This window comes from Brevundimonas sp. (assembly GCF_041648615.1).
Lineage (GTDB): Bacteria > Pseudomonadota > Alphaproteobacteria > Caulobacterales > Caulobacteraceae > Brevundimonas.
On record NZ_JBAZOS010000002.1, the window covers coordinates 147,434 to 168,868 of the forward strand.

Consider the following 21,435-nt stretch of genomic DNA (forward strand, 5'->3'; position numbering starts at 1 on the left):
CATCCGTCGCGTGCGCCAGCGTGAACGATCCCCGCGCGACCGTGGCCGGGTTCAGCGGGCGTTGAGGCCGGCGAGCGCCTCGACGGTCTGGTCGGCGGCCGCTTCGAGCGCGGCGTCGTCGAGCGATCCGATCCCGACGACGGCCCGTTCGGGGCGCGCCCGGCCCCCACCCCGGCCCTGACCCTGACGGCGGTAGGCCGGGTCGTAGTGGTGGACGATCAGTTCGGCGGCCAGGGTCTCGACCTCCCCGGCGGCGGCAAGGGCGCGCCACTCTGCGACCATTTGCTTGCCGATGTGGCGCGGCAGGCGGGTCAGGGCCGTGTCGAGGGCCAGGCGGTCGGCGGCGAAGTCGGCGTAGTCGCGCACGGTGCGGGCGGCGCGAACCGCGACCGGGGACTCGAGGCGGATCGTCGGGGCGGCGGACATGGCGGCCCACAGGGACGGCGGGACGACGCGGGCGCCGATCTTCGAACTCTCGGCCTCGACCAGCACCGGGCGGGCGGGATCGAGGCGGGACAGGGCGTCGTGCAGCCGGCTCTCGAAGGCCTTCTGCGACGGCTGGCCGCCGGGCATGGCCCCGAACAGGGAGCCGCGATGGGCGGCGAGGGCCTCGAGGTCGAGGGTCTGGACGCCGCGCACGGCGAGGACGCCGAGCAGGGCCGTCTTGCCGACGCCGGTGGGGCCGTCGAGGAGGACGAGCGAGTGCGCGAGCGGCGCGTCGTACAGGGCCGCCTTTACCTGCCGACGCCAGGTCTGGTAGCCGCCGTCCAGCAGGGTGACGGGCCAGCCGACCTGGTCCATCACCGTGACCATGGCCCCGGAGCGCTGGCCGCCGCGCCAGCAATAGACCAACGGCTGGAAGCTCCCGTCCCGGTCCGCCAGCGCCCCTTCGAGATGCGCCGCGATGTTGCGGGCGACCAGGGCCGCGCCGCCGCGCCGGGCCAGGAATTTCGAGCCCTGGACATATTCGGTCCCGACCGCCGCCCGCTGGGCGTCGTCCAGCACCGGCAGGTTGACGGCTCCCGGGATGTGGTCGAAGGCGAACTCGGCCGGGCTGCGCACGTCGATGATGGCGTCGAAGGCGTCTCGCGCCCCGGGCGACAGATCGACGGTGCGCCGGATCACGCGGCGACCCGCACCCGCGCCGGGCCGTCGACGACGCGGCCCACCACGGCGGCGCGATCGAAGCCCTCGGCCCGGGCCAGGTCCAGCAGCGCCCCGGCCTGATCGGCGGCGACGGCGATCAGCAGTCCGCCCGAGGTCTGGGGATCGGTCAGCAGGTTGCGGCGCCAGTCCGGCAGGTCGGCGGGCAGATCGACGCCGGCGGCGTAGCTGTCCCAGTTGCGGCCCGAGGCCCCGGTGCAGACGCCCGTCGCGGCCAGCGGCTCGACCCCGTCCAGCAACGGCGGCTGGGCGGTCAACTCGACGGTGAGGCCCGATCCGCGCGCCATCTCCAGCGCATGGCCCAGCAGGCCGAAGCCCGTCACGTCGGTCACCGCATGCACCCCCGCCCGCCCGGCGAGCCGCGCGCCGAGGGTGTTCAGCTTGGTGGTCGAGGCGATCAGGGCCGCGTAGCCCGCCGGCTCCAGCGCCCCCGACTTGAACGCCGCGCTCAGCACGCCGACGCCCAGCGCCTTGGTCAGGATCAGCACGTCCCCGGCCCGCGCGCCGCGGTTGGTCAGCACCTGATCCGGATGCACCAGCCCCAGGGCGACGAGGCCGTAGATCGGCTCGACGCTGTCGATCGAATGGCCGCCGGCGACCGGTATGCCGGCCGCCGCGCAGACCGCCGCCCCGCCCTGCAGGATCCGGCCGATGGTGTCGACCGACAGGGTCTTCACCGGCATGCCGACCAGGGCCAGGGCGAAGATCGGCGTCGCCCCCATGGCGTAGACATCCGACAGGGCGTTGGTCGCGGCGATGCGGCCGAAGTCGAACGGATCGTCCACCACCGGCATGAAGAAGTCGGTCGTCGCCACCAGCGCCTGGCTGTCGTTCAGCCGCCACACCGCCGCGTCGTCGCTGGTCTCGGTTCCGACCATCAGATCGGCGAAGACCGCCGCCTGGGGGATCCCCTTCAGGATGTCCTGCAGCACGGCCGGGGCCAGCTTGCAGCCGCAGCCGCCTCCGTGGGCCAGCGAGGTCAGACGGGGTTCGGTCATCCCGTGAAATCGGCCAGTATGACCAGGCGGCCGGCGAGATCCGGTCCGGCCCGAAGCACCGCCTTCGCGAACGTCCGGTCGGCGGTCACCATCCTCGTGTCTCTCCGGATCGCAAGAGCCAGATAGAGGCAGTCATAGACGGGATGATGTAGCCGGGCGGCCAGGATCATGGCCTCGTCCAGCAATCCTGCGGCGTCTTCTGTCTCGACCGCGACGTTGGCGAACCGCGCCAAACCCGCACGCGCCTCATCGAGGTCGATCTCGCCCCGATCAAACGCCTTCCACAGACCATTGGCGACCTCGACCCGCCACCAATCAGGCGCGACCAGAGGACGGAACAGAACCTCCTCGGCCAGGGCCGAGTCCGGCTCGACCAGCACCCATTTCAGGGCGACCGATGCATCGACGACGAGCGCTGTCACCGCTCGTCGCGGCTCTCACGGATCAACACCTCGGACGGCGTGAAGACGCGCCCCTTGAGACGCTCGCGCAACGGCTGGCCCGCCTTCAGCCAGGCCTCGACCTGAGCCCTCCGATCAGCCGCGAGGGTCTGCTCCAGCAAGGCCCTGTGCTCGGCCTCGACGCTCCGGCCATGGGCGGTCGCCCGGGCCTTCAGGGCCTGAACCACGTCGTCAGAAACATTGCGGACGAGAAGTTGCGCCATGGCTTGGATGATAGCGTTTGATAGCATCCTGTTCAAGCCAGATGTCCCCTCGCATTGGCCGTTGCCAGCCCGCCGTCGGCGGACCAATGTTCACTCTCAAACCGGGGGCGGAACGATGCGACTTCTTCTTGCGACGACGGCGGCGCTGGCCCTGCTGGCCATGGGTCCGGCGCAGGCCCGGGAGGGCGAGGACCTCCGGGCGGCCGTCGCGCGCGACTATGACGCCAACCTCGCCGCCCTGTTCGACGACTTCCACCGTAACCCGGAACTGTCGGGCATGGAGGTGCGCACCGCCGGGATCATGGCGGCCCAGCTGACCGCCCTCGGCTATGAGGTCACGAGCGGCGTCGGCGGCACGGGCGTGGTGGCGGTGCTGCGCAACGGCGCCGGCCCCACGGTGATGATCCGCGCCGACATGGACGGCCTGCCGCTGCGCGAACAGTCGGGCCTCGCCAACGCCTCGACGGTCAGCCAGACCGACAGCGACGGCGTCGAAAAGCCGGTCATGCACGCCTGCGGCCACGACGTGCACATCACCGCCCTGATCGGCACGGCGCGGCAGATGATGGCGCGGCGCGCGGACTGGTCGGGGACCCTGGTCCTGATCGCCCAGCCGGCCGAGGAGCGCATCTTCGGCGCCCGGGCCATGGTCGAGGACGGCCTCTACAGCCGTTTCCCCAAGCCTGACGTCGCCCTGGCCTTCCACGTCTCGGCGGATATGGCGAGCGGCCTGGTCGATGTGCCCCCCGGCATCACCGCCTCCAGTTCGGACAGCATCGACATCGCGGTGCACGGCGTGGGCACCCACGGCGCCTATCCGCACAAGGGCGTGGACCCCATCGTGGTGGCCTCGGCCATCGTGATGAACCTGCAGACCCTGCCCAGCCGCAGCATCAACCCGCTGGAGGGGGCGGTCGTCACCGTCGGCGCCATCCACGGCGGCATCAAGCACAACATCATCTCCGACCGGGTGGACATGCAGCTGACGGTCCGGGCCGACAATCCGGAGACGCGCGCCGCCCTGCTGGACGGCATCGACCGGGTGGCGCGGGGCACGGCCCTGGCCCTAGGCGTGCCCGAGGACCGGCTGCCGACCGTGGTGCGGTCCAGGGAAAACACCCCGCCGACCATCAACGACGCCGCCACGGCCGCCCGGGTCCGGGCCGCGATCGGCGGCGCCCTGGGGGCCGACCGGGTGGTCGACATGGCCAGAACGGGCATGGGGGCCGAGGATTTCGCCTATTTCGTCACGCCCGAGAGCGGGGTGAAGGGCGTCTATTTCAGCGTCGGCGGCACGCCGGCCGATCAGGTGGAGACCGCGCCCGGCCACCACTCGCCCCTGTTCCGCATCGATCCGCGGCCCTCGGTCACCACCGGGGTCGAGGCCATGGTGACAGCGGCCCAGGCCCTGATGCCAAAAGCTTAGCCGGGGCCTGAACCGTTCGCCGCCCCGCCCGTTTCACGCCTGAACCGGAGAGCGTCATGCCCATTCCCAAATTCGCGACCCTGATCGGCGGCCTGCTGCTCAGCAAGGGCGGGCGGCGCGTGGCCGGCCGCCACGCCGGCAAGCTGGCCCTCGCCACCCTGGCGTTCCAGCTGTGGGAGCAGCGGCAGGCGGCGAAACACCCGGCCGGGCCGCAGGCTCGTGCCCAGGCCGGGAAGGCCCACCCGCGCCGCCGCTGGAGCGGGCGGCGCGTCTGAATCCGCTGGACCGACGCCGCGTCAACCAGGCTAACTGCGCCGGACAAGCGGAGCCGTCGCCATGATCACTGTCCACCACCTCAACGATTCCCGCTCCCAGCGCGTGCTCTGGCTGTTGGAGGAGCTGGGCGTTCCGTATGAGGTGAAGCGGTATCAGCGCGACGCCAAGACCATGCTGGCCCCGCCGGAACTCAGCGCCATTCACCCCCTGGGCAAGTCGCCCGTGCTGGACGACGGCGACGCCCGCCTCGCCGAGACCGGGGCCATCATCGAATATCTGCTCGAGACCCATCCCGGATCCGGCCTGCGTCCCGCACCGGGGACGGAGGCCGGACGGCGCTTCACCTACTGGCTGCATTACGCCGAGGGCTCGGCCATGACGCCCCTGCTGCTGAAGCTGATCTTCACCGCCATACCCAAACGCGTCCCCTTCCTGGCGCGCGGCGTCGCCAAGGGGATCAGCAAGGCGATGAACGCCAATATGATCGACCCGCAACTGGCGGCCCACACGGCGTACTGGGAGGCCGAACTGACGCGGTCGGACTGGTTCGCCGGCGACGTCTTCTCGGCGGCGGACATCATGATGAGCTTCCCGGTCGAGGCGGCGGGATCGCGGATGGGCTACGGCGCCGACAAGCCGCGGCTGAAGGCCTTCCTCGAGACCATTCACGCCCGGCCCGCATACCAGCGCGCGCTGGAACGGGGCGGACCGTACGGCTACGCCTGACACATGGGCTTCGGCGCCACAGACCGGCCGGGAACGGCGCCGCCGCCCGACGGGGGCGCAACCGCCGCCCGGATTGGACGTTAACAGGCCCATGCGCCCGAGAACCATTCAAGTCATCGCCGCCCTCGTGGCCGCCGTCGCCTTCGTCCTGGCCTTCATCGCCGCGGGCGTGGTGCTGGTCTCCAGCCTGTTCATGCTCGTGGGTCTGGCCGCCGTCGCCTGGCTGGCCTGGAGCCTGGTCAACCGCGTCAAGCTGTGGGGCAGCATCCAGCAGATCCGCGAGCGTCGGCGCAAGCCTGTCACATAACGACAATCCGCCGACGCGCCCTGCCCTCTTGAACCTTGGGAGCAGGCGCCCTACCCTCTCGGGCCGGTCGCGAGCGCCCAGCGACCAAGGCGTATCAAACCTCTAGTCGGGCGATAGCTCAGAAACTCACGACATATGGAAAAAGTGCCGATGACGGCCGAGGGCTACCGTGTCCTCGACGATCAGCTGAAGCAATTGAAGTCCGTGGAGCGGCCGAGCGTGATCTCGGCCATCTCGGAAGCGCGCGAGCATGGCGATCTGTCTGAAAACGCAGAGTATCACGCCGCCAAGGAGCGTCAGGGCTGGATCGAAGGCCAGATCGCCGACATCGAGGACAAGATCAGCCGCGCCCAGGTGATCGACGTCTCGAAGCTGAACGGCAACCAGGTCATGTTCGGCGCCACGGTCACCGTGGTCGACGAGGACACCGAGGAAGAGAGCCGCTACCAGATCGTCGGCGAGCACGAAGCCGATGTGAAGGCGGGCAAGGTCTCCGTCGCCTCGCCGATCGCGCGCTCTCTGATCTCCAAGGAAGTCGGCGACGTGGTCGAGGTCAACACCCCCGGCGGCGTCAAGGCCTACGAAATCCTCAAGGTCGAGTGGAAATAGTCCGATGACCGACGCCCCCGAAACACGCCCGCCTCTGGTGTCGCATGTTTCGGTCGGCGTCACGGACATCGCCCGCGCCGCCGCCTTCTACGACGCCGTGATGGCGACGCTGGGCGCGCGGCGGGTCATGGAACACGAGATGGGCGTCGGCTACGGCCGCGCCTTTCCCGAATTCTGGGCGTCGAGGCCGCATGACCGCGGCGCGGCCGGGGTCGGCAACGGCGCCCACGTCTGCTTCAACGCCGCGGACGCCGAGACCGTCGCAGCGTTTCACGCGGCCGGCGTGAGTGCGGGCGGCGTCGACGACGGCGCGCCCGGGTCGCGGCCCGAATACGCCCCCGGCTACTACGCCGCCTTCCTGCGCGATCCCGACGGCAACAAGGTCGAGGCCATGTGCTGGACCGCGCCGCCCCCGGCGACGTGAGCGCCCCGCTCTCCATCTGGGTGGTGTCCGACGGCCGCGTCGGCATGGAGAACCAGGCCCTGGGCCTCGCCGAGGCCGTTCAGCGCCTGGCCCCCGCCGGCATCAGCGTCCGCCGCATCCGTTGGCGCCCGGTCTTCGACAAATTGCCCTCGGCGCTGAAGGCGTCGTGGATGCTGGACCTGTCGTCCGATTCCACCGAACCCGCCGCCGACGAGGCCTGGCCCGACCTGTGGATCGCCACCGGCCGCGCCACCCTGCCGATGTCAGCCCGCATCCGGGCCGCGTCGGGAGGACGGACCTTCGTGGTCCAGACCCAGGACCCGCGCTGGCGCAGCGTCGCCTATGACCTGATCGTCGCCCCCGCCCACGACCGGGTCGAAGGCCCGAACGTCCTGTCGATCACCGGATCGCCGCACCGGGTCACGCCCGAACGGCTGGCCGAAGGATCGGCGGCGTTCGCGCAGCAGCTAGGCGCCCTGCCCCATCCGCGCATCGCCGTGCTGATCGGAGGGCGTTCGAAAGCCTTCGACCTGACGGACGCCCACGCGGCCGACCTCGCCGCGCGGGTCGCCGGGGCCGTCGAGGGGGCGGGCGGCTCGCTGATGCTGACCTTCTCGCGCCGCACGCCGGAAGCCGCGAAGGCGGCGATGACCGCCCGGCTGGCGCATCTGCCCGGCCTGATCTGGGACGGCGCGGGCGCCAATCCCTATTTCGCCTTCCTGCATTTCGCCGATCATGTGCTGGTGACGGAGGACAGCGCCAATATGGCGGCCGAGGCGGCCTCGACCGGCAAGCCGGTGCACATCCTGCCGATGGTCCCGCTGAAGCCCGCCGGCAAATTCGCCCGCCTGCACGCCGATCTGGAGGCGCGGGGCGCGGCGCGACGGTTTGACGGCAGGCTGGAGCCCTGGACCTACGAACCGCTGGACGAGACGGCGCGCGCGGCCCGCTCGCTGCTCGATCGGCTGGCGGCCCGACAGCGATCCCGCTGATCCGGCGGAAACCGCAGAACCGGCGCATCCGCCGACGGCCGCGGCGGCGACTAACGGGAAAGGCGCGGGCGAGGGGCGCGCGCGAGCAGGGGGTTGGTCCATGGCGCGTTTCATCAAATCCTGTCTGGCGGGCTTGCTCGCGGCGGCCCTGGCCGGCGGCCTCTTCCTGTTTGGCGCGATCGAGGGTTGGGGGCGTCCGCGCCTCGTTCCCGCCGGCGAGACCGACCGGTTCGGCGCGGCCGTCGCGGACCGGCTGGACCGGGACTCGAAGGGCAACGCCGCCTTCGTCCTGGTCGAGGCCGGACGCCCCGTCAGCGAGCATTTCGTGTCCCGGGGCGCGCCGGTCGACCGCGACACCCGGTTTCAGGTGGCGTCTCTCAGCAAATGGTCGACGGCCTGGGGCGTTCTGACGCTGGTCGAACAGGGCAAGCTCGATCTCGATGCGCCGGTGTCCCGCTATCTGACCCGCTGGAGCCTTCCCGCCAGCGCGTTCGACAATGACAAGGTCACCGTCCGGCGGCTGCTCAGCCACACGGCCGGCCTGACCGACGGCCTCGGTTACGCCGGCTTCGCGCCGGGCGCGCCCGTCCAGTCGCTGGAGGCCTCGCTGACCCGAGCCGCCGACGCCTCGCCTGGCGCGGACGGGTCGGTCCGGGTCGGGGCCGAGCCGGGCGCCTTCCGCTATTCGGGCGGCGGCTACACCCTGTTGCAGCTGATCGTCGAGGAGGTCTCCGGACAGACGTTCAACGACTACATGGTCCAGACCGTGTTCACGCCCCTGGGCATGACGCGGACGACCTATGTGCTGGAGGACGGGGCCGACAACGTCGCGACGTTCTACGACGCCGAGGGTGCGCCGGCGACGCATTTCCGCTTCGCCTCCCTGGCCGCCACCTCGCTCTACACCTCGGCCGGAGACATGACCCGCTTCATCGCCGCCCACGCGCCGGGGCGGAACGGCGAGCCGGTCGGCCGCGGCGTGTTGAGCCCCGAAACGCTGCGCGCCATGCGCCGGCCCCACGCCTCGACGATGGGGGCGGACATCTGGGGCCTGGGCGTCATGCTCTACGCCCCGAACAACGCGGGCGACTTCATCATCGGCCATGACGGCGACAACGAACCGGCCATCAACACGGCCGTGCGACTGGACCCGGCCAGCGGCGACGGGATCGTCCTGCTGGAAACCGGCAATGAGCTTCTGGCCACCCGGATCGCCGGAGACTGGGTGTTCTGGAAGTCGGGCGAGGTCGACTTCCTCGTCCTGAAGATGGAACTGAGGAAGATCCTGACGTGGGCGGCCGTTGGCGCGGGCCTGGCCTTTCTGACCGTCTTCCTGCTCGTCTGGCGGCTGGCGCGGCGCCGCAAGCCGGCGGTCGCCGCGGCGCCCTGACGGGGGCTGGAGCCGGGTTCAGCCGCCGTCCCGGCCGTTCTTCCGCTTCCGGCTCTCGTCGAGGGCGACGCCGATCCCCAGGCCCACGGCGACGCCCGCCCCGATGCCGATGGCCAGATTGCCCATGGCGATGCCCAGACCGGCGCCGATGGCGACGCCGAGGGCCAGACCAATGCCGATGAAACTGCGGCCTTCCATGTCGTTCTCCCGTGAACTGTGAACAGTCGCCAACCTACCATCGCGCCGGACGGAATCAGCGCCTAAATAGGGGCATGAGCACCTTGAGAACCGTCCGCGTCGCCATCATCGGCTCCGGCCCCGCCGGCTGGACCGCGGCCATCTACGCCGCCCGCGCCCTGCTGCAGCCCGTGGTCATCGCCGGCCTGCAGCCCGGCGGCCAGCTGACCATCACCACCGACGTCGAAAACTATCCCGGCTTCGCCGACGTCATCCAGGGCCCCTGGCTGATGGAGCAGATGCGCGCCCAGGCCGAGCACGTCGGGACCGAGATCATCGAGGACATCGTGGTCAAGGCGGACCTGTCGCAAAGGCCGTTCCGCCTGACGCTGGATTCCGGGACCGAGATGCTGGCCGAGACGGTGATCATCTCCACCGGCGCCCAGGCCAAATGGCTGGGGCTGGAGTCCGAGGCGAAATACCAGGGCTTCGGCGTCTCCGCCTGCGCCACCTGCGACGGCTTCTTCTATCGCGGCAAGGACGTCATCGTGGTCGGCGGCGGCAACACCGCCGTCGAGGAGGCGCTGTTCCTGACCAATTTCGCCTCGAAGGTGACCGTCATCCACCGGCGTGACGAATTCCGCGCCGAGCGCATCCTGCAGGACCGGCTGCTGGCCAATCCCAAGGTCGAGGTGGTCTGGGACACGGCGATCGACGAGATCCTGGGCGAGACCAACGCCTTCGGCGGCGTCAACGTCACCGGCGCGCGGCTGAAGAACGTCAAGACGGGCGAAACCCGCGAACTGGCCGCCGACGGCGTCTTCATCGCCATCGGCCACGCCCCGTCGTCGGAACTGTTCGCCGGTCAGCTGGAGACCAAGCAGGGCGGCTATCTGGTGGTGAAGCCGGGCACGACGGCCACGGCCATCGAGGGCGTCTGGGCCGCCGGCGACGTGACCGACGACATCTATCGCCAGGCCGTCACGGCGGCGGGCATGGGCTGTATGGCGGCGCTGGAGGCGGTGCGTTTCCTCGCCGAGGAAGACCACGCCAAGGCCCATCACCCGATCTCGCACAAGGAAGCGGAAAAGATCGGCGTCTGGTGAGCTAGCCTCGCGCCTCGCCCTCCCCCTCCGATTTAGCCGAACAGCTGCAGCTCGGGCGGGGCGTATTCGACAGGCCGTCCGGCCCGGCGGCGCAGGGCGTAGTCCACCGCGGTCTGCACGGCCCGCTCGTCCGTCGGCTTGGACAGGACGCCGATCGTGCCGGCCACGCCGCTCCGCACCATGCCGGGGTTGGCGGTCATGAACAGCACGGTCACGCCCAGCTTCTGTCCCAGCTCCCGGCCCAGCTCGATGCCGGTCGGTCCGTCGGACAGGTGAATGTCCACAAGCGCCAGATCCACCTCGGTCTCCTGAACCAGCCGGCGCGCCGTCTGCGCGTCACCTGCCGTCCCGACCACCTCATGGCCGAGATCTTCCAGGACGAAGCGCAGCTCCATGGCCACCAGGGCTTCGTCTTCAATGACCAGGATACGCGCGCTCATCGGTGTTCAAACAGTTCAGTCTCGTCGGCTGTCCGTAACCGTACGGACATACTGGCCAAATCAACGCCGACAACCGGCGGCGGTTGCCGGCGAACCGCCTTATGCGACACTTTGTGCGGCGCGGCGCCGCGACAGGGCCGTGGCCGGCAGGTCGGCGGTGACCCGCAGGCCCTCCGGCGCCCAGACCCGTTCCAGCCGACCGCCCAGCTGCGCCTCGACCGAGACCGTGGCCAGCGAAGAGCCGAAGCCGACCCGTTCGGGCTGGCCCGCGACCGGGGGGCCGCCGCGCTCCTCCCAGACCAGGATGAACCGGTCGCCCTCATTGCGGGTCTCCAGGGTGACCGCGCCGCCCTCCGCCGACAGGGCTCCGTATTTGGCGGCGTTGGTGGCCAGCTCATGGAACAGCAGGGCCACCGAGGTCGCCGCCTGATCATCGAAGGAGGCGTCGTCGCCGGTCACCGTCACCCGCATCCGGCCGGCCAGCGTCGCATAGGGCTTGAACAGGTCGTTGAGGAAGGCGTGCAGCGTCATCGTCCCGACGGTCGGGCGGGAGGCGTCGGTGTGGGGGCGCACGAACTCATGCGCCCGCGCGAGGGCGTTGATCCGCGTCCGCACCGCCGCAGCGAAGTCCTTCGCCTCCGGGAACTGCCGCGCCGACAGGGCGATCAGGGCCGAGACCACGGCGAAGATGTTCTTGATCCGGTGGCTCAGTTCCTGGCTCAGCAGGTCCTTGGCGTCGACGACCCGCTTGAGGTCCTCGATATCGGTGCAGGTGCCGAACCAGCGGGTGATCTCGCCATTGTCGTTGCGGATCGGCGCCGCCCGCCCCAGCGTCCAGCGGTAAACGCCGTCCGCGCGTCTCAACCGGTACTCGATCTCATAGGGCTCTCCCGTCGCCAGCGAGTGTATCCAGCGCTCCCGGGCCCGCACCTGGTCTTCGGGATGGAACATTCCGTTCCAGCCTTCGCCGTCCGTCGATCCCGCCGGCACGCCGGTGAATTCGTACCAGCGCGCATTGTAATAGTCGTGGAAGCCGTCCGGCAGGGTCGACCACACCATCTGCGGCATGGAATCGGCGATGGCGCGGAATTTCGCCTCGCTTTCGGCAAGGGCGGCGGCCGTCGTCATCAGGTCCGCATCGGCCCGCCGCCCGGCCGCCAGGGCCTTGCGCAGGTTCAGCAGGTTCATCACCTGCCCGGCCAACACTTCAAGGATCTCGGTCTGGAGCGGGTTCAACCCCTCGGGCCGGCTCCGTGTGTCCAGCACGCACAGCGTGCCCAGAGGCAGTCCGCCCTCATCCTTCAGCAGCACCCCGGCGTAGAATTTCAGACCGTCCGGCGCTGTGACCAGAGGATTGCAGGCGAACCGCGGATCCAGGGTGGCGTCCGGGACGATCAGCCGGTCCTGCTCCAGCAGGGCGTGACGACAGAAGGACGTCTCCAGCGGCGTCTCGCGCACCCCCAGCCCGACCTCGGACTTGAACCACTGCCGATCCGCGTCGATCAGATTGACCACGGCGATCGGCGCGTCGCACAGGCGCGCCACCAGGGCCGTCAGGTCGTCGAACGCAGCCTCGCGCTCGGAATCGAGGATGTCGTAGGAATGCAGGGCCGCAAGGCGATCTGTCTCGTTCCAGGCCGTCGTGGTCATCCGGGGTCCATGTTTCACCCCTCCGGGCGCGTGGGCATGAACTAATGCCCGGAACGCCCGGACGTTGCATAGCTCGTAGCGGCGGCCGGCTCAGGCGCCGGGGCGCCCGACTTCCTCGACCGCCATGGGCGTCACGCCGGGCGCGGGCGTCGCGACCGGAGCTGCGGGGGCGGGCGTCTCGGGAGCTTCGAAGGCGGCGAGGCGCTGGTTGATCGCCGCGATGTCGGAGGCCGACGCCTGACGCCGACCGCCCAGGGAGGCGATCCCGACGACCCGGGTCTGGCCGTCGATCTCGACGGTCCGCATGACGCTCTCGCCGTTGGCGGCGGCCTCGGCCAGCGCCTTTTCGGCCTCGGCGGCGGTCGCGATCCGGATGCGCGGCTTCGAGAAGCGGGCCTCGTCGATCAGGGGCTCGCGGCCCGCATAGCGCTGGCTGAAGGCGGCGGGCTCTCCATAGACGCCCTTCCAGCGATAGAAGATGTGCGCGCCGATCTGCGTCAGCTTGTTCAGCGTCGGCGACCACCACGGATGCACATAGTCGGCGTGATAGTGGGTCGCCGTGCCCACGGCGGCGGCCACATGGCCCGCCAGGGCCCGTTCCGCGACCCGTTTTGCGCGGTCCCATGCCCAGCCGACCGGCGCCTGGCTGAGGGCGCCGTCGCAGGTGAAGCTGAACTGGCAGCCGGTCGTCCGTTCCGCGCCCTCGAACACCACGCCGCAGACGGTGTTGGCGTAGTTGGGGTCGCGCACCCGGTTGAGAATGACCTGGGCGACGGCCTCCTGGCCCGCGGTGGGCTCCAGCGCCGCCTCATAATAGACCCCCTGGGTCAGGCAACGGAGCGCGCGACGACGGTCCTCGGCCGTCGCGGGCCTGAAGACGAAGGGGGCGGCGACGCGCAGATACCGGGACGCGTTCGGCGTCGCGGCGTTCAGCTTCATCGCGTCCAGGCCCGTAGCGCCGAAGTCCAGCGTCGGCCGGCCCGCCAGGGTCAGGCTCTCCCAGCCGGGGGTCAGGCCATAAAGGGCCGGCTGGCGCTCGCCCGGATCATGGCGCAGGGCCAGGGCCAGTTGCGCCGGATCCATCCGGCCGGTGATGGCGGCCAGGCCGGTCGCGCCCGGATCGCCCTTCGTCAGGGCGCGAACCACTTCAGCGCGGCGATCGATCTCGGGCCGGGGGGTCGAGCTGGCGGCCATGGCCACGCCGAAGGCGGCCAGCACCACGGGCGCGCCGGCGGCGAACCGTCGCGTCCGTTTCAGCACCGATGCCCAGTCGATCCCCAAATTCCAGCTCCAATGGACGGCCTTCAGCCGCCCCAACCTCTTCATGCCCGGCAAGCGGGGCGCTTTTCAGGCGGAAAAGCGCCGTTAGGTCAAGCCCTAACGCCCGCCCAGCGTGGATCGCAGCATCCAGGCGAATTTCTCATGGGCCCCAAGCCGCTGGGTTATCAGATCGGCCGACGCTTCATCGCCGGCCTCCTCAGCGACTGCCAGCGCCTTGCGGGCGGTGGCGATCAGGGTTTCGTGGTCATGCATCAGCTCCTTGAGCATGGCCGTCGCCTCCTTCTCCGGATCACCGTCCTTGATCGAGGTCAGATTGCCGAAGCCCGAGAAACTCTGCGGCGCCAGCACGCCCACGGCGCGGATGCGCTCGGCGATGTCGTCCAGCGCGGCCCAGATATCCCGGTACTGCTGCTCCAGCAGATTGTGGAAGCTGAAGAACTCGGGTCCGCGCACATTCCAGTGGTAGCCATGGGTCTTCAGATAGACGGCGAAGCTGTCGGCCAGAACCTTCGTCAATTCCCCGGCGACGTCGGAACGCTCGGCTTTGGTCAGGCCGGTATCGATCTTGGCGGTCATGAGGGACTCCTGTGAAGAGGTTCAAACGGTCGGACTGCAGGTGGGCATCGTCGGCGCATTCTCCAAGGCGAAACGGCGTCGCGGGCGCGGAAAGAATGGTGACGCTTGAAGGAACGTGAAGGGAGCCAATACGTTGCAGCGGATCGCGCGCGTGCGCGAGAGAGGGTTAGTTGAGTGGGCGGGGCCGACTTTCTGAAACATCTGTCGGGCGCCGATGCGGCACTGAGCGGCCTGGCGCGAATTCCACCCCGGCCATGGTGGGTCAACATCCTTGTCGGACTGGCGTTCGCGGCGGCGTCCCTGGCTCTTCGCTGGGCCCTGTCCGGATTCTACGGCCAGATCAGCGGCTTCATTATCCTCCTGCCGGGCGTCGTCCTGGCCGGGCTGGCGGCCGGCCGGCTGTCGGCGGTCGTCACGCTCTTCGCCTCCCTGATCGGCGGCTGGATGATCGCGGGCCCCACGGCCACGGGCGTGGGCATTTCGACCCCTCTGGGCGTGGTCGCCACAACCAATTTCATTGTCGTGGGGCTGTTTATCGCGGTCGTCGCCGCCTCGCTGCGCAAGACCCTGGCCCGGCTGGACCGATCGGTGACGGAACTGTCCGCCGCCGACGCCCGTGTCGGCGAAAGCGACGCCCGCTTCCGCCTGATGGCCGACACGGCGCCGTCGCCGGTCTGGATGACCAATGCGAACGCCGAGGTCGAGTTCGTCAACGCCGCCCTGGTCGAATTCTACGGACGGTCGGCGGAAGAGATTCTGGGCCACGTCTGGAAACAGACCGTCCACCCGGACGACCAGGCTGCGGTGGAGGCGGCGATGACGGCCGCACGGCCGCGGCGCCTGCCTTATGGTTTCGAGGCCCGGTTCCAGCGGGCCGACGGCGGCTGGCGCTGGATGCGCGTCTCCGTGAATCCGCGGTTTGGCGCTGACCAGACATTCCTCGGCTACGTCGGCATGTCCTTCGATGTCACTGAAACGCGCGACGCGCTCGACGCGCTGGCCGCGCTGGAGCGGCGGCAGACGTTCCTGCTCGAGCTGGCCGACAGTTTACGCGACCTGGCGTCGCCCGAGGAGATCATGCTGGAAGTCGAGCGGGCCCTGGGCGCCGAGCTCGGCGCCGACCGGGTCGGCTACGGCGAGGTGGATCAGGCGCGCGGCGTCGTCTCAATGTCCCGCGACTGGACCGACGGCGTGGTCAGCGCCCAGGGCGAATTCCGTCTGGCCGATCTCGGCGCGGCGCTGATCACGGATCTCGCCGAAGGCCGGTTGATCCGCATCGCGGATGTTCACGAGGACCCGCGCACCCGGGACGCCCTGGACGTCTTCCAGCGTCTGGAGACGCGAGCTCTCATGCGCGCACCCGTCATCAGGGCGGGCGGCCTGAAGGCCTTCATGTACGCCCACCATGCCGCCGTGCGCCAATGGAGTGAACAGGAAGCAGACCTGCTGCAGGAGGTCGCAGTCCGCACCTGGACCGAGATCGAACGCGCCCGCGCCGAGGCCGAGGTCCGCGAAAGCGAGGCCCGCTTCCGCGCCGTCGCCGACACAGCGCCGGTGCTGATCTGGGTCACCCGGCAGGACGGGACCCGCGACTTCGTCAACCAGGCCTATGTGGACTTCGCCGGCGGGACCTATGACGCGGCGCGGCTGGCCGACTGGCGCGCCGTGATCCATCCGGACGACCAGGACCGCGTCGTCCAGGACTCCGTGGCCGGAGAGGCGACCGGCCAACCGTTCTCGCTGGAGGCGCGCTATCTCCGGCACGACGGCGAGTATCGCTGGCTGAAGTCCTTCTCGCGGCCCCGGCGGACCGCGGGCGGCGGCGTCCTGGGCTTTGTCGGCGTGGCCTTCGACGTGACGGACATCCGCGAAACCAACGACCGGCTGATGGAGTCCGAGACCCGGTTCCGCACCGTGGCCGACAGCGCCCCCGCCCTGATCTGGATGCTGGACGCGGAGGGCCGGCCCACCTTCATCAACCGCCGCTACCGGACCTTCTTCGGTATTGAGTCCGAACTGGATGTCCAGGACGGCTGGCGACGGCTGGTCCATCCCGCAGACATGGAGGCCTTCGCCGCCGGCTTCGCCGACGCCGTCGAGCGGCGCGATCGCTTCGAAAGCCTGATCCGCGCGCGCCATCCGGTCCTGGGCGAGCGCTGGCTGCGCTGCGAGGCCCTGCCCCGGTTCGACGGGGCCGGCAAATTCCAGGGCTATGTCGGGGCCAATATCGACATCACCGAGGCCAAACAGGCCGAGGAAGATCTGAAGCGGATCAACGAACTGCTTGAGGAACGCGTCGGCGAGGCGCTGGCCGAGAAGGCCAAGGCCGAGGCCGATCTGATGCACGCCCAACGCATGGAAGCCGTCGGCCGGCTGACCGGCGGCGTGGCGCACGACTTCAACAATCTTCTGACCGTCGTCATCGGCGCCCTCGACATCATGCTGCGCTCGCCCGACGACGCGGCCAAGCGCCAGAAGCTGGGCGAGGCCGCCCTGGCCGCCGCCCGCCGCGGCGAAGGTCTGACGCACCAGCTGCTGGCCTTCTCGCGCCGGCAGGCCCTGCGCCCCGAGCCCCTCGACCTGAACGCCCAGATTCGCGAAAGCGAGCCGCTGCTGCGCCGGGCCGTCGGCGAGGCCGTTGAGTTCAGGCTCAAGCTGCGTCGCGGCGGCGCCCGGGTCAGCGTCGATCCGTCCCAGTTCGAGGCCGCCCTGCTGAACCTCGTCGTCAACGCCCGCGACGCCGTCGGCGACAACGGACGGGTCACCGTCGAGACCCTGTCCTGCGAGGTCAAGGCGGGCGAAGTCACTGACCTGACCCCCGGCGACTATGTCTGCATCACGGTGTCGGACGACGGGTCGGGCATGTCCCCCGACGTCATCGCCCGGGTGTTCGAGCCCTTCTTCACCACCAAGGCGGTCGGCAAGGGCACCGGCCTGGGTCTGAGCCAGGTCTATGGCTTCGCGCGCCAGAGCGGCGGGGCGGCCCACATCGTCTCGACCGTCGGAAAGGGGACGGAGATCAAACTCTATCTGCCCCCGCTGGCCGGAGATGCGGCGCCGATCGTCGAGGCAGGCCCCGCCGCGGTCCAGACCATGAAGGCGGGCCGCCGTCTGCTGCTCGTCGAGGACGACGTCAGCGTCACCGTGGTGGCGCTGGAGTTGCTGGAGAGTATCGGACTCGAGGTCCGGGCCGTGGAGACCGCGCCCCAGGCGCTGGAGCTGCTCAATCGCGAAAGCTTCGACATCATGCTGAGCGACGTGGTCATGCCCGGCGGCATGACCGGCATCGAGCTGGCGCGCCGTTGCGAGCGCGACCATCCTGACATGCGGATCGTCCTGACATCGGGCTATGCGGGCGACGACGTCGACGCGGCCCTGGCGGACGCGCCCTGGCCGTTCCTGCGCAAACCCTATTCGGGCGACCAGCTGGCGCGCATCCTGGGCGATCTCGCGCCCGAGGATGCGGCGGGGCCGTCCGGGACGACCTAGCGGGTGCGGGCCTTGCGGGCGGCGTAGCGCGCGTCGCGGGCGGCCTTCTGTTCTTCCTTGGTCAGAGCCTTGCGCTCCTTGCGGGCGGCGCGCTTCTCGGCCTCGACCGCTTCCTGGGCCTCGACGTCGGACGCGAGACGCGCGGCTTCCTTGTCGGCCTTTTCACGGCGCGCTTCGGCCTTGGCCAGCTCGTGCTGCTGGCGCAGGGCTTCCTTCTCGGCGGCGCGCTTCAGCGCCAGCTTCTCGAATTCGGGATCGGGCGCGGCGGGTTTGGCCTTGAACCGGGCGAGCAGGGCCTTCTTGGCCTCCTGCTGGGTGGTCAGGCGGTCGGCGAAGCCGGTTTGTTTCAGATCTCTCATGCGGAGGTCGTCGATGTCCTTGATCGTTTATCGGGTCGGCGGAACGGCGCGGGGCGAACGTCTCTCAACCCGGGCGCGTCGGCTAACCCTATATAGGCGCCGAAATCAAGGTTGCGAGGCGGGATCGCTCCCGCCCCGCTCACTCGACAGGGAGAGTGTGTCAGTTCGGCTTCTCGGCCTTGCCGACCGCGGCGCCCGCGGCGCCGCCCACCGCCGCGCCAACCGGACCGGCGACGATGGCGCCGGCGATGGCGCCCGTGGCGGCCTTCTGTTCAATGGTCTGCCCGCAGCCGGCGACGGCGATCGCCGAGGCGGCCAGGACGAGGGTGAGGGCGAGACGTTTCATGCGGCATTCTCCCAATAGCGCAGCTTGAACGCCCTTTCCGCTCCACCGGTTCCGGCGCCGGAATCAAAGTTAAAAGCGTCAACGAAACCCTAACGAAGACAATAGAGTTCAGGCCTATTAATCAATCATATGCAGATTCAGCGCGCCTTCATGTTGTGGACGTGATCGGAAATACAGATAACGCGCGATAGATTATAGCCGAACACAAGGCGAGGCCGCGCGCCTCATTTAACGTTACATGGAGTGGCCTACGCGATGTTGCGTCGCACCCGAATCTTGCGAATCAACCACATTGGCGCCACAAATGGCTGGCTTAAGGCGCGTCCTCGACGGCCGGCCCCATTCGCCGACCGCCGATTTACCGCAAACGGATCGCGACGCCGATCTCCAGGGATTGGAGAGGGTCGCCCGGCTGCGAGACTACCCGGGGGCGGCACTGCGCCCTGCCGAACAGGACTGAGCCCTTGCCGAACGCCCCGCACACGTGCGCGAACGCCCCTGTCGATCGTCTGGCCCGTATCCGGCCAGGCACGGCGGCCGCGGCATTCGGCGTGGTGATGGGGCTGGCAGTGGGCTGCGCCTATCTGGGCGGGACGGCGGCCAAGGCCACCACCGTGCGGAACCAGGCGGAACGGATCGAGGGCGCCACGGCGGCCGGCTTCACCGAGGAGGCGCTGGCCGCGGCGGCCGGCGGGCTCGACGAGAGCGCCCTGGCCATCGCCCGGCGTCATGATCCCTATACGGTCGCCGGCGGCGCCCAGCGCGACCGCCAGGCCGAGCTGATGACCGCGCGCCTCGAACAGCTGCGCGCCCAGCCCGCCCATTCCGCCCTGCGCCAGGTCAGCCTGACCGGCCCGGTCGCGGCCCAGCCCTTCCGCCTCGGCGGCGCGCTCGACGCCTCGCGCGATCTCGAGTGCCTGACCCAGGCCGCCTATTACGAAGCCCGCGGCGAAGGCCGCGACGGCATGCGCGCCGTGACCCAGGTGGTCCTGAACCGCGTGCGCCACCCCGCCTTCCCCAACAGCGTCTGCGGCGTGGTGTTCCAGGGCGCCGGCCGCCGGACCGGCTGCCAGTTCAGCTTCACCTGCGACGGATCCATGCGAGGCGCGGTCAATCGCGCCGCCTGGAACCGCGCCCGCGAGGTCGCCTCCGGCGCCCTGTCCGGCAGCGTCTTCGCCCCCGTGGGCAACGCCACCCATTTCCACACCACCGGCGTCTCGCCCGGCTGGCGCAACGCCCTGGTGCGGGTCAATCAGGTCGGCGACCATCTGTTCTACCGCTTCGGCGGCCGTTCCGGCGCGCGCGGCGCCTTCACCTACGCCGCCCGCCCGTCCGCTCCGGTCGAGGGTCCGCGTCTGATCCAGGCCAGCATGGACCCGACCGGCACGGTTCGCGAGGCCGGCGCGGTCGCCTACAACCTGCTGGTCTCGCAGGAGCCCCGCAGCGCCCCGGCCGAGGCGGCGCCCGCCGCCCCGACGCCCGCTCCGGCGACGCCGGCCCCGGCGGCCGCCCAGACCGCGACCGTCGAAACCACGCCCGCCGCGGCCTGAGCCTTCAGGCGGACCGGGTCAGCGGTTCTGAACCTTCCACTGATTGGTCAGGTTCTGCTTCAGATTGCCGAACCGCCCCTGCTGATCAAGGTTGACGTCGGCGTCGCCCGGCTGGCCCGTCTGGATTTCCGTTTCCAGATCGCGGCGATCGCTGTCACCGGCGTCCGCGGCCGGCTTGCCGCCCTTGTCCGCGTAGCTGCGCTGTTCCTTGGGAATTCGGGGGGTGTGGGTCATCGGGGTCTTCCTTCAGTCCCCTGATAAACCCCGTGCCGGGGACGCCGTTCCCTGGCGGGTTCGCCCGGGCGCTCAGACCACGTCCAGGCCGATGTCCAGCGACGGCGCGGAATGGGTCAGGGCCCCGACCGAGATCACGTCGACGCCGGTCCCGGCGACGCCGCGCACCGTCTCCAGATTGATCCCGCCCGACGCCTCCAGCACCGGCCGCCCGAACGGCGAGACCTTCGCCCGCTCCACCGCCTCGCGCAGCATCGGCAGGGTGAAATTGTCCAGCATGATCACGTCGGGCCGTTCGGCCAGCGCCTCGTCCAGCTGATCGAGGCCGTCGACCTCGACCTCGACCTTCATCAGGTGACCGACCGCCGACCGCGCGCGGCGGATCGCCTCGCCGACCCCGCCGCAGACGGCGACATGGTTGTCCTTGATGAGGATGGCGTCATCCAGGCCGAAGCGGTGATTGACCCCGCCGCCGCACTGGACGGCGTGCTTCTCCAGCGCGCGCAGACCCGGCGTCGTCTTGCGCGTATCGGCGATGCGGGCCGGGGTCCCGACGACGGCCTCGACATAGGCCCTGGTCAGGGTCGCCACGCCGCAGAGCCGGCCCAGCAGGTTCAACGCCGTCCGCTCGGCGGCCAGAAACGCCCGCGCATCCGCCTCGACCTCGGCCAGGACGGCGCCGGCCTCGAACGCGTCGCCGTCCTTCCGCTTCAGCTCGATCGACGCCTCGGGATCCATGGCCAGCACGCTCAGGCGCACGCAGTCGATCCCGGCCAGCACGCCCGGCTTGCGGGCTGTGAACGACGCCCGCATGCGCGCGCCCTCGGGAATGCAGGCCTGGGCCGTCACATCCCCGGCCCGGCCGAGGTCCTCGGTCAGGGCCATCAGGACCACCGGCTCGATCAGCAGGTCGGGCAGCTGTCGGATCATCGTTCTATCCCGCCTCGGCCAGAAGGCCGGCTTCCAGGGCGGCGGCAGGCGCGCGGGACACGCGGCTATGCCGCGCCTGGGCCGCCGTGGCCGGATAATCGCGGCGGAAATGCCCGCCCCGGCTCTCGCGCCGCGCCAGCGCCGCCTCGGCGATCAGCCGCGCCGCGATCAGGGGCAGGGCCGGGCCGGCGACCCGTTCCAGCGCCTCGATGACGGCCAGCGCCCGCGTCAGCCCCGCCGCGTCGCGGACCACGCCGACGTCGGCGCTCATGGTCGCGCGCAGGCGCTGCAGCTCGGCGTCGCTCAGGCCGGGCGCCGTCG

The 21,435-nt window shown here is 70.1% G+C and carries 24 protein-coding genes and 1 pseudogene; 11 read left to right on the top strand and 14 right to left on the bottom strand.

Features of this window, described 5'->3' with window-relative positions:
• Positions 1–51 precede the first annotated feature (51 nt).
• Genes mnmH through WC555_RS02100 form a run of 4 tightly spaced genes read right to left on the bottom strand, consistent with a single transcriptional unit; the run spans position 52 to position 2,826 of the window.
• Positions 52–1,125, bottom strand: a complete 1,074-nt coding sequence (gene mnmH / locus WC555_RS02085) for a tRNA 2-selenouridine(34) synthase MnmH (RefSeq protein WP_373250726.1) — start codon at positions 1,123–1,125, stop codon at positions 52–54.
• Positions 1,122–2,162, bottom strand: a complete 1,041-nt coding sequence (selD, locus tag WC555_RS02090; protein WP_373250727.1) for a selenide, water dikinase SelD — start codon at positions 2,160–2,162, stop codon at positions 1,122–1,124. Before selD ends, mnmH begins: the two co-directional genes overlap by 4 nt.
• Positions 2,159–2,584, bottom strand: a complete 426-nt coding sequence (locus WC555_RS02095) for a type II toxin-antitoxin system VapC family toxin (protein ID WP_373250729.1) — start codon at positions 2,582–2,584, stop codon at positions 2,159–2,161. The genes selD and WC555_RS02095 overlap by 4 nt, the downstream gene beginning before the upstream one ends.
• The gene (locus WC555_RS02100; protein ID WP_373250731.1) at positions 2,581–2,826 is read right to left on the bottom strand and encodes a hypothetical protein; all 246 of its coding nucleotides are present in this window, start codon (positions 2,824–2,826) and stop codon (positions 2,581–2,583) included. Before WC555_RS02100 ends, WC555_RS02095 begins: the two co-directional genes overlap by 4 nt.
• 115 nt (positions 2,827–2,941) lie before the next feature.
• On the opposite strand from WC555_RS02100, the gene WC555_RS02105 reads away from it, so the two are divergent.
• The 8 genes from WC555_RS02105 (at position 2,942) to WC555_RS02140 (ending at position 8,976) form a co-directional block, all read left to right on the top strand.
• On the top strand, positions 2,942–4,252 hold the full coding sequence (locus WC555_RS02105; RefSeq protein WP_373250733.1) for an amidohydrolase: 1,311 nt from the start codon (positions 2,942–2,944) through the stop codon (positions 4,250–4,252).
• A gap of 56 nt (positions 4,253–4,308) precedes the next feature.
• The gene (locus WC555_RS02110) at positions 4,309–4,527 is read left to right on the top strand and encodes a cysteine protease (protein ID WP_373250734.1); all 219 of its coding nucleotides are present in this window, start codon (positions 4,309–4,311) and stop codon (positions 4,525–4,527) included.
• Positions 4,528–4,588: 61 nt separating this feature from the next.
• Positions 4,589–5,254 (top strand): glutathione S-transferase family protein, encoded by a 666-nt coding sequence (locus tag WC555_RS02115; RefSeq protein WP_373250736.1) that lies wholly within the window; start codon positions 4,589–4,591, stop codon positions 5,252–5,254.
• Between the two features lie 91 nt (positions 5,255–5,345).
• Positions 5,346–5,561: a hypothetical protein gene (locus tag WC555_RS02120; RefSeq protein WP_373250738.1), complete on the top strand. Its 216-nt coding sequence runs from the start codon at positions 5,346–5,348 to the stop codon at positions 5,559–5,561.
• Between the two features lie 135 nt (positions 5,562–5,696).
• A complete protein-coding gene (gene greA / locus WC555_RS02125; protein WP_300466025.1) occupies positions 5,697–6,170 on the top strand; it encodes a transcription elongation factor GreA in 474 nt (157 codons plus the stop codon).
• 4 nt (positions 6,171–6,174) lie between these two features.
• The gene (locus WC555_RS02130) at positions 6,175–6,594 is read left to right on the top strand and encodes a VOC family protein (protein WP_373250740.1); all 420 of its coding nucleotides are present in this window, start codon (positions 6,175–6,177) and stop codon (positions 6,592–6,594) included.
• A complete protein-coding gene (locus tag WC555_RS02135) occupies positions 6,564–7,586 on the top strand; it encodes a mitochondrial fission ELM1 family protein (RefSeq protein ID WP_373250743.1) in 1,023 nt (340 codons plus the stop codon). Before WC555_RS02130 ends, WC555_RS02135 begins: the two co-directional genes overlap by 31 nt.
• A 100-nt stretch (positions 7,587–7,686) precedes the next feature.
• Positions 7,687–8,976, top strand: coding sequence for a serine hydrolase domain-containing protein (locus WC555_RS02140; RefSeq protein ID WP_373250745.1), 1,290 nt, complete (start codon positions 7,687–7,689; stop codon positions 8,974–8,976).
• Positions 8,977–8,994: 18 nt separating this feature from the next.
• On the opposite strand, the gene WC555_RS02145 is transcribed toward WC555_RS02140, so the two are convergent.
• Positions 8,995–9,174 (bottom strand): hypothetical protein, encoded by a 180-nt coding sequence (locus WC555_RS02145; RefSeq protein WP_373250746.1) that lies wholly within the window; start codon positions 9,172–9,174, stop codon positions 8,995–8,997.
• 74 nt (positions 9,175–9,248) lie between these two features.
• Between WC555_RS02145 and trxB the strand changes: the two genes are divergently transcribed.
• Positions 9,249–10,259 (top strand): thioredoxin-disulfide reductase, encoded by a 1,011-nt coding sequence (gene trxB, locus WC555_RS02150; protein ID WP_373250748.1) that lies wholly within the window; start codon positions 9,249–9,251, stop codon positions 10,257–10,259.
• Positions 10,260–10,291: 32 nt separating this feature from the next.
• Here the strand turns inward: trxB and WC555_RS02155 are convergent, their stop codons facing one another.
• The 4 genes from WC555_RS02155 to WC555_RS02170 all read right to left on the bottom strand — a co-directional run bounded on the left by WC555_RS02155 (position 10,292) and on the right by WC555_RS02170 (position 14,206).
• Positions 10,292–10,699, bottom strand: a complete 408-nt coding sequence (locus tag WC555_RS02155) for a response regulator (RefSeq protein WP_373250750.1) — start codon at positions 10,697–10,699, stop codon at positions 10,292–10,294.
• A 99-nt stretch (positions 10,700–10,798) separates the two neighbouring features.
• The gene (locus WC555_RS02160) at positions 10,799–12,349 is read right to left on the bottom strand and encodes a sensor histidine kinase (RefSeq protein ID WP_373250751.1); all 1,551 of its coding nucleotides are present in this window, start codon (positions 12,347–12,349) and stop codon (positions 10,799–10,801) included.
• A 90-nt stretch (positions 12,350–12,439) separates the two neighbouring features.
• Entirely contained in the window at positions 12,440–13,630 is a 1,191-nt protein-coding gene (locus WC555_RS02165; protein WP_373250753.1) for a cell wall hydrolase, read from the bottom strand.
• Positions 13,631–13,726: 96 nt separating this feature from the next.
• Positions 13,727–14,206, bottom strand: a complete 480-nt coding sequence (locus tag WC555_RS02170; RefSeq protein WP_373250755.1) for a Dps family protein — start codon at positions 14,204–14,206, stop codon at positions 13,727–13,729.
• A gap of 174 nt (positions 14,207–14,380) precedes the next feature.
• Here WC555_RS02170 and WC555_RS02175 point away from each other — a divergent pair, with 174 nt between their 5' ends.
• A complete protein-coding gene (locus WC555_RS02175) occupies positions 14,381–17,695 on the top strand; it encodes a PAS domain S-box protein (protein ID WP_373250757.1) in 3,315 nt (1,104 codons plus the stop codon).
• Here WC555_RS02175 and WC555_RS02180 read toward each other — a convergent pair.
• Complete coding sequence (locus tag WC555_RS02180) at positions 17,692–18,054, bottom strand: DUF6481 family protein (protein ID WP_373250759.1); 363 nt, start codon at positions 18,052–18,054, stop codon at positions 17,692–17,694. The two genes, WC555_RS02175 and WC555_RS02180, sit on opposite strands and share 4 nt — an antisense overlap.
• Before the next feature lie 160 nt (positions 18,055–18,214).
• A complete protein-coding gene (locus WC555_RS02185) occupies positions 18,215–18,400 on the bottom strand; it encodes a hypothetical protein (RefSeq protein WP_373250761.1) in 186 nt (61 codons plus the stop codon).
• Positions 18,401–18,957: 557 nt separating this feature from the next.
• Between WC555_RS02185 and WC555_RS02190 the strand changes: the two genes are divergently transcribed.
• Entirely contained in the window at positions 18,958–19,950 is a 993-nt protein-coding gene (locus WC555_RS02190) for a cell wall hydrolase (protein WP_373250763.1), read from the top strand.
• An 18-nt stretch (positions 19,951–19,968) separates the two neighbouring features.
• On the opposite strand, the gene WC555_RS02195 is transcribed toward WC555_RS02190, so the two are convergent.
• From WC555_RS02195 to WC555_RS02205, 3 genes and pseudogenes are all read right to left on the bottom strand, one after another.
• On the bottom strand, positions 19,969–20,184 hold the full coding sequence (locus WC555_RS02195; protein WP_373250765.1) for a hypothetical protein: 216 nt from the start codon (positions 20,182–20,184) through the stop codon (positions 19,969–19,971).
• Positions 20,185–20,256: 72 nt separating this feature from the next.
• Positions 20,257–21,114: a carboxylating nicotinate-nucleotide diphosphorylase gene (nadC, locus tag WC555_RS02200; RefSeq protein WP_373250768.1), complete on the bottom strand. Its 858-nt coding sequence runs from the start codon at positions 21,112–21,114 to the stop codon at positions 20,257–20,259.
• A 4-nt stretch (positions 21,115–21,118) separates the two neighbouring features.
• Positions 21,119–21,435: pseudogene (locus tag WC555_RS02205) on the bottom strand (L-aspartate oxidase); the annotation flags it as partial.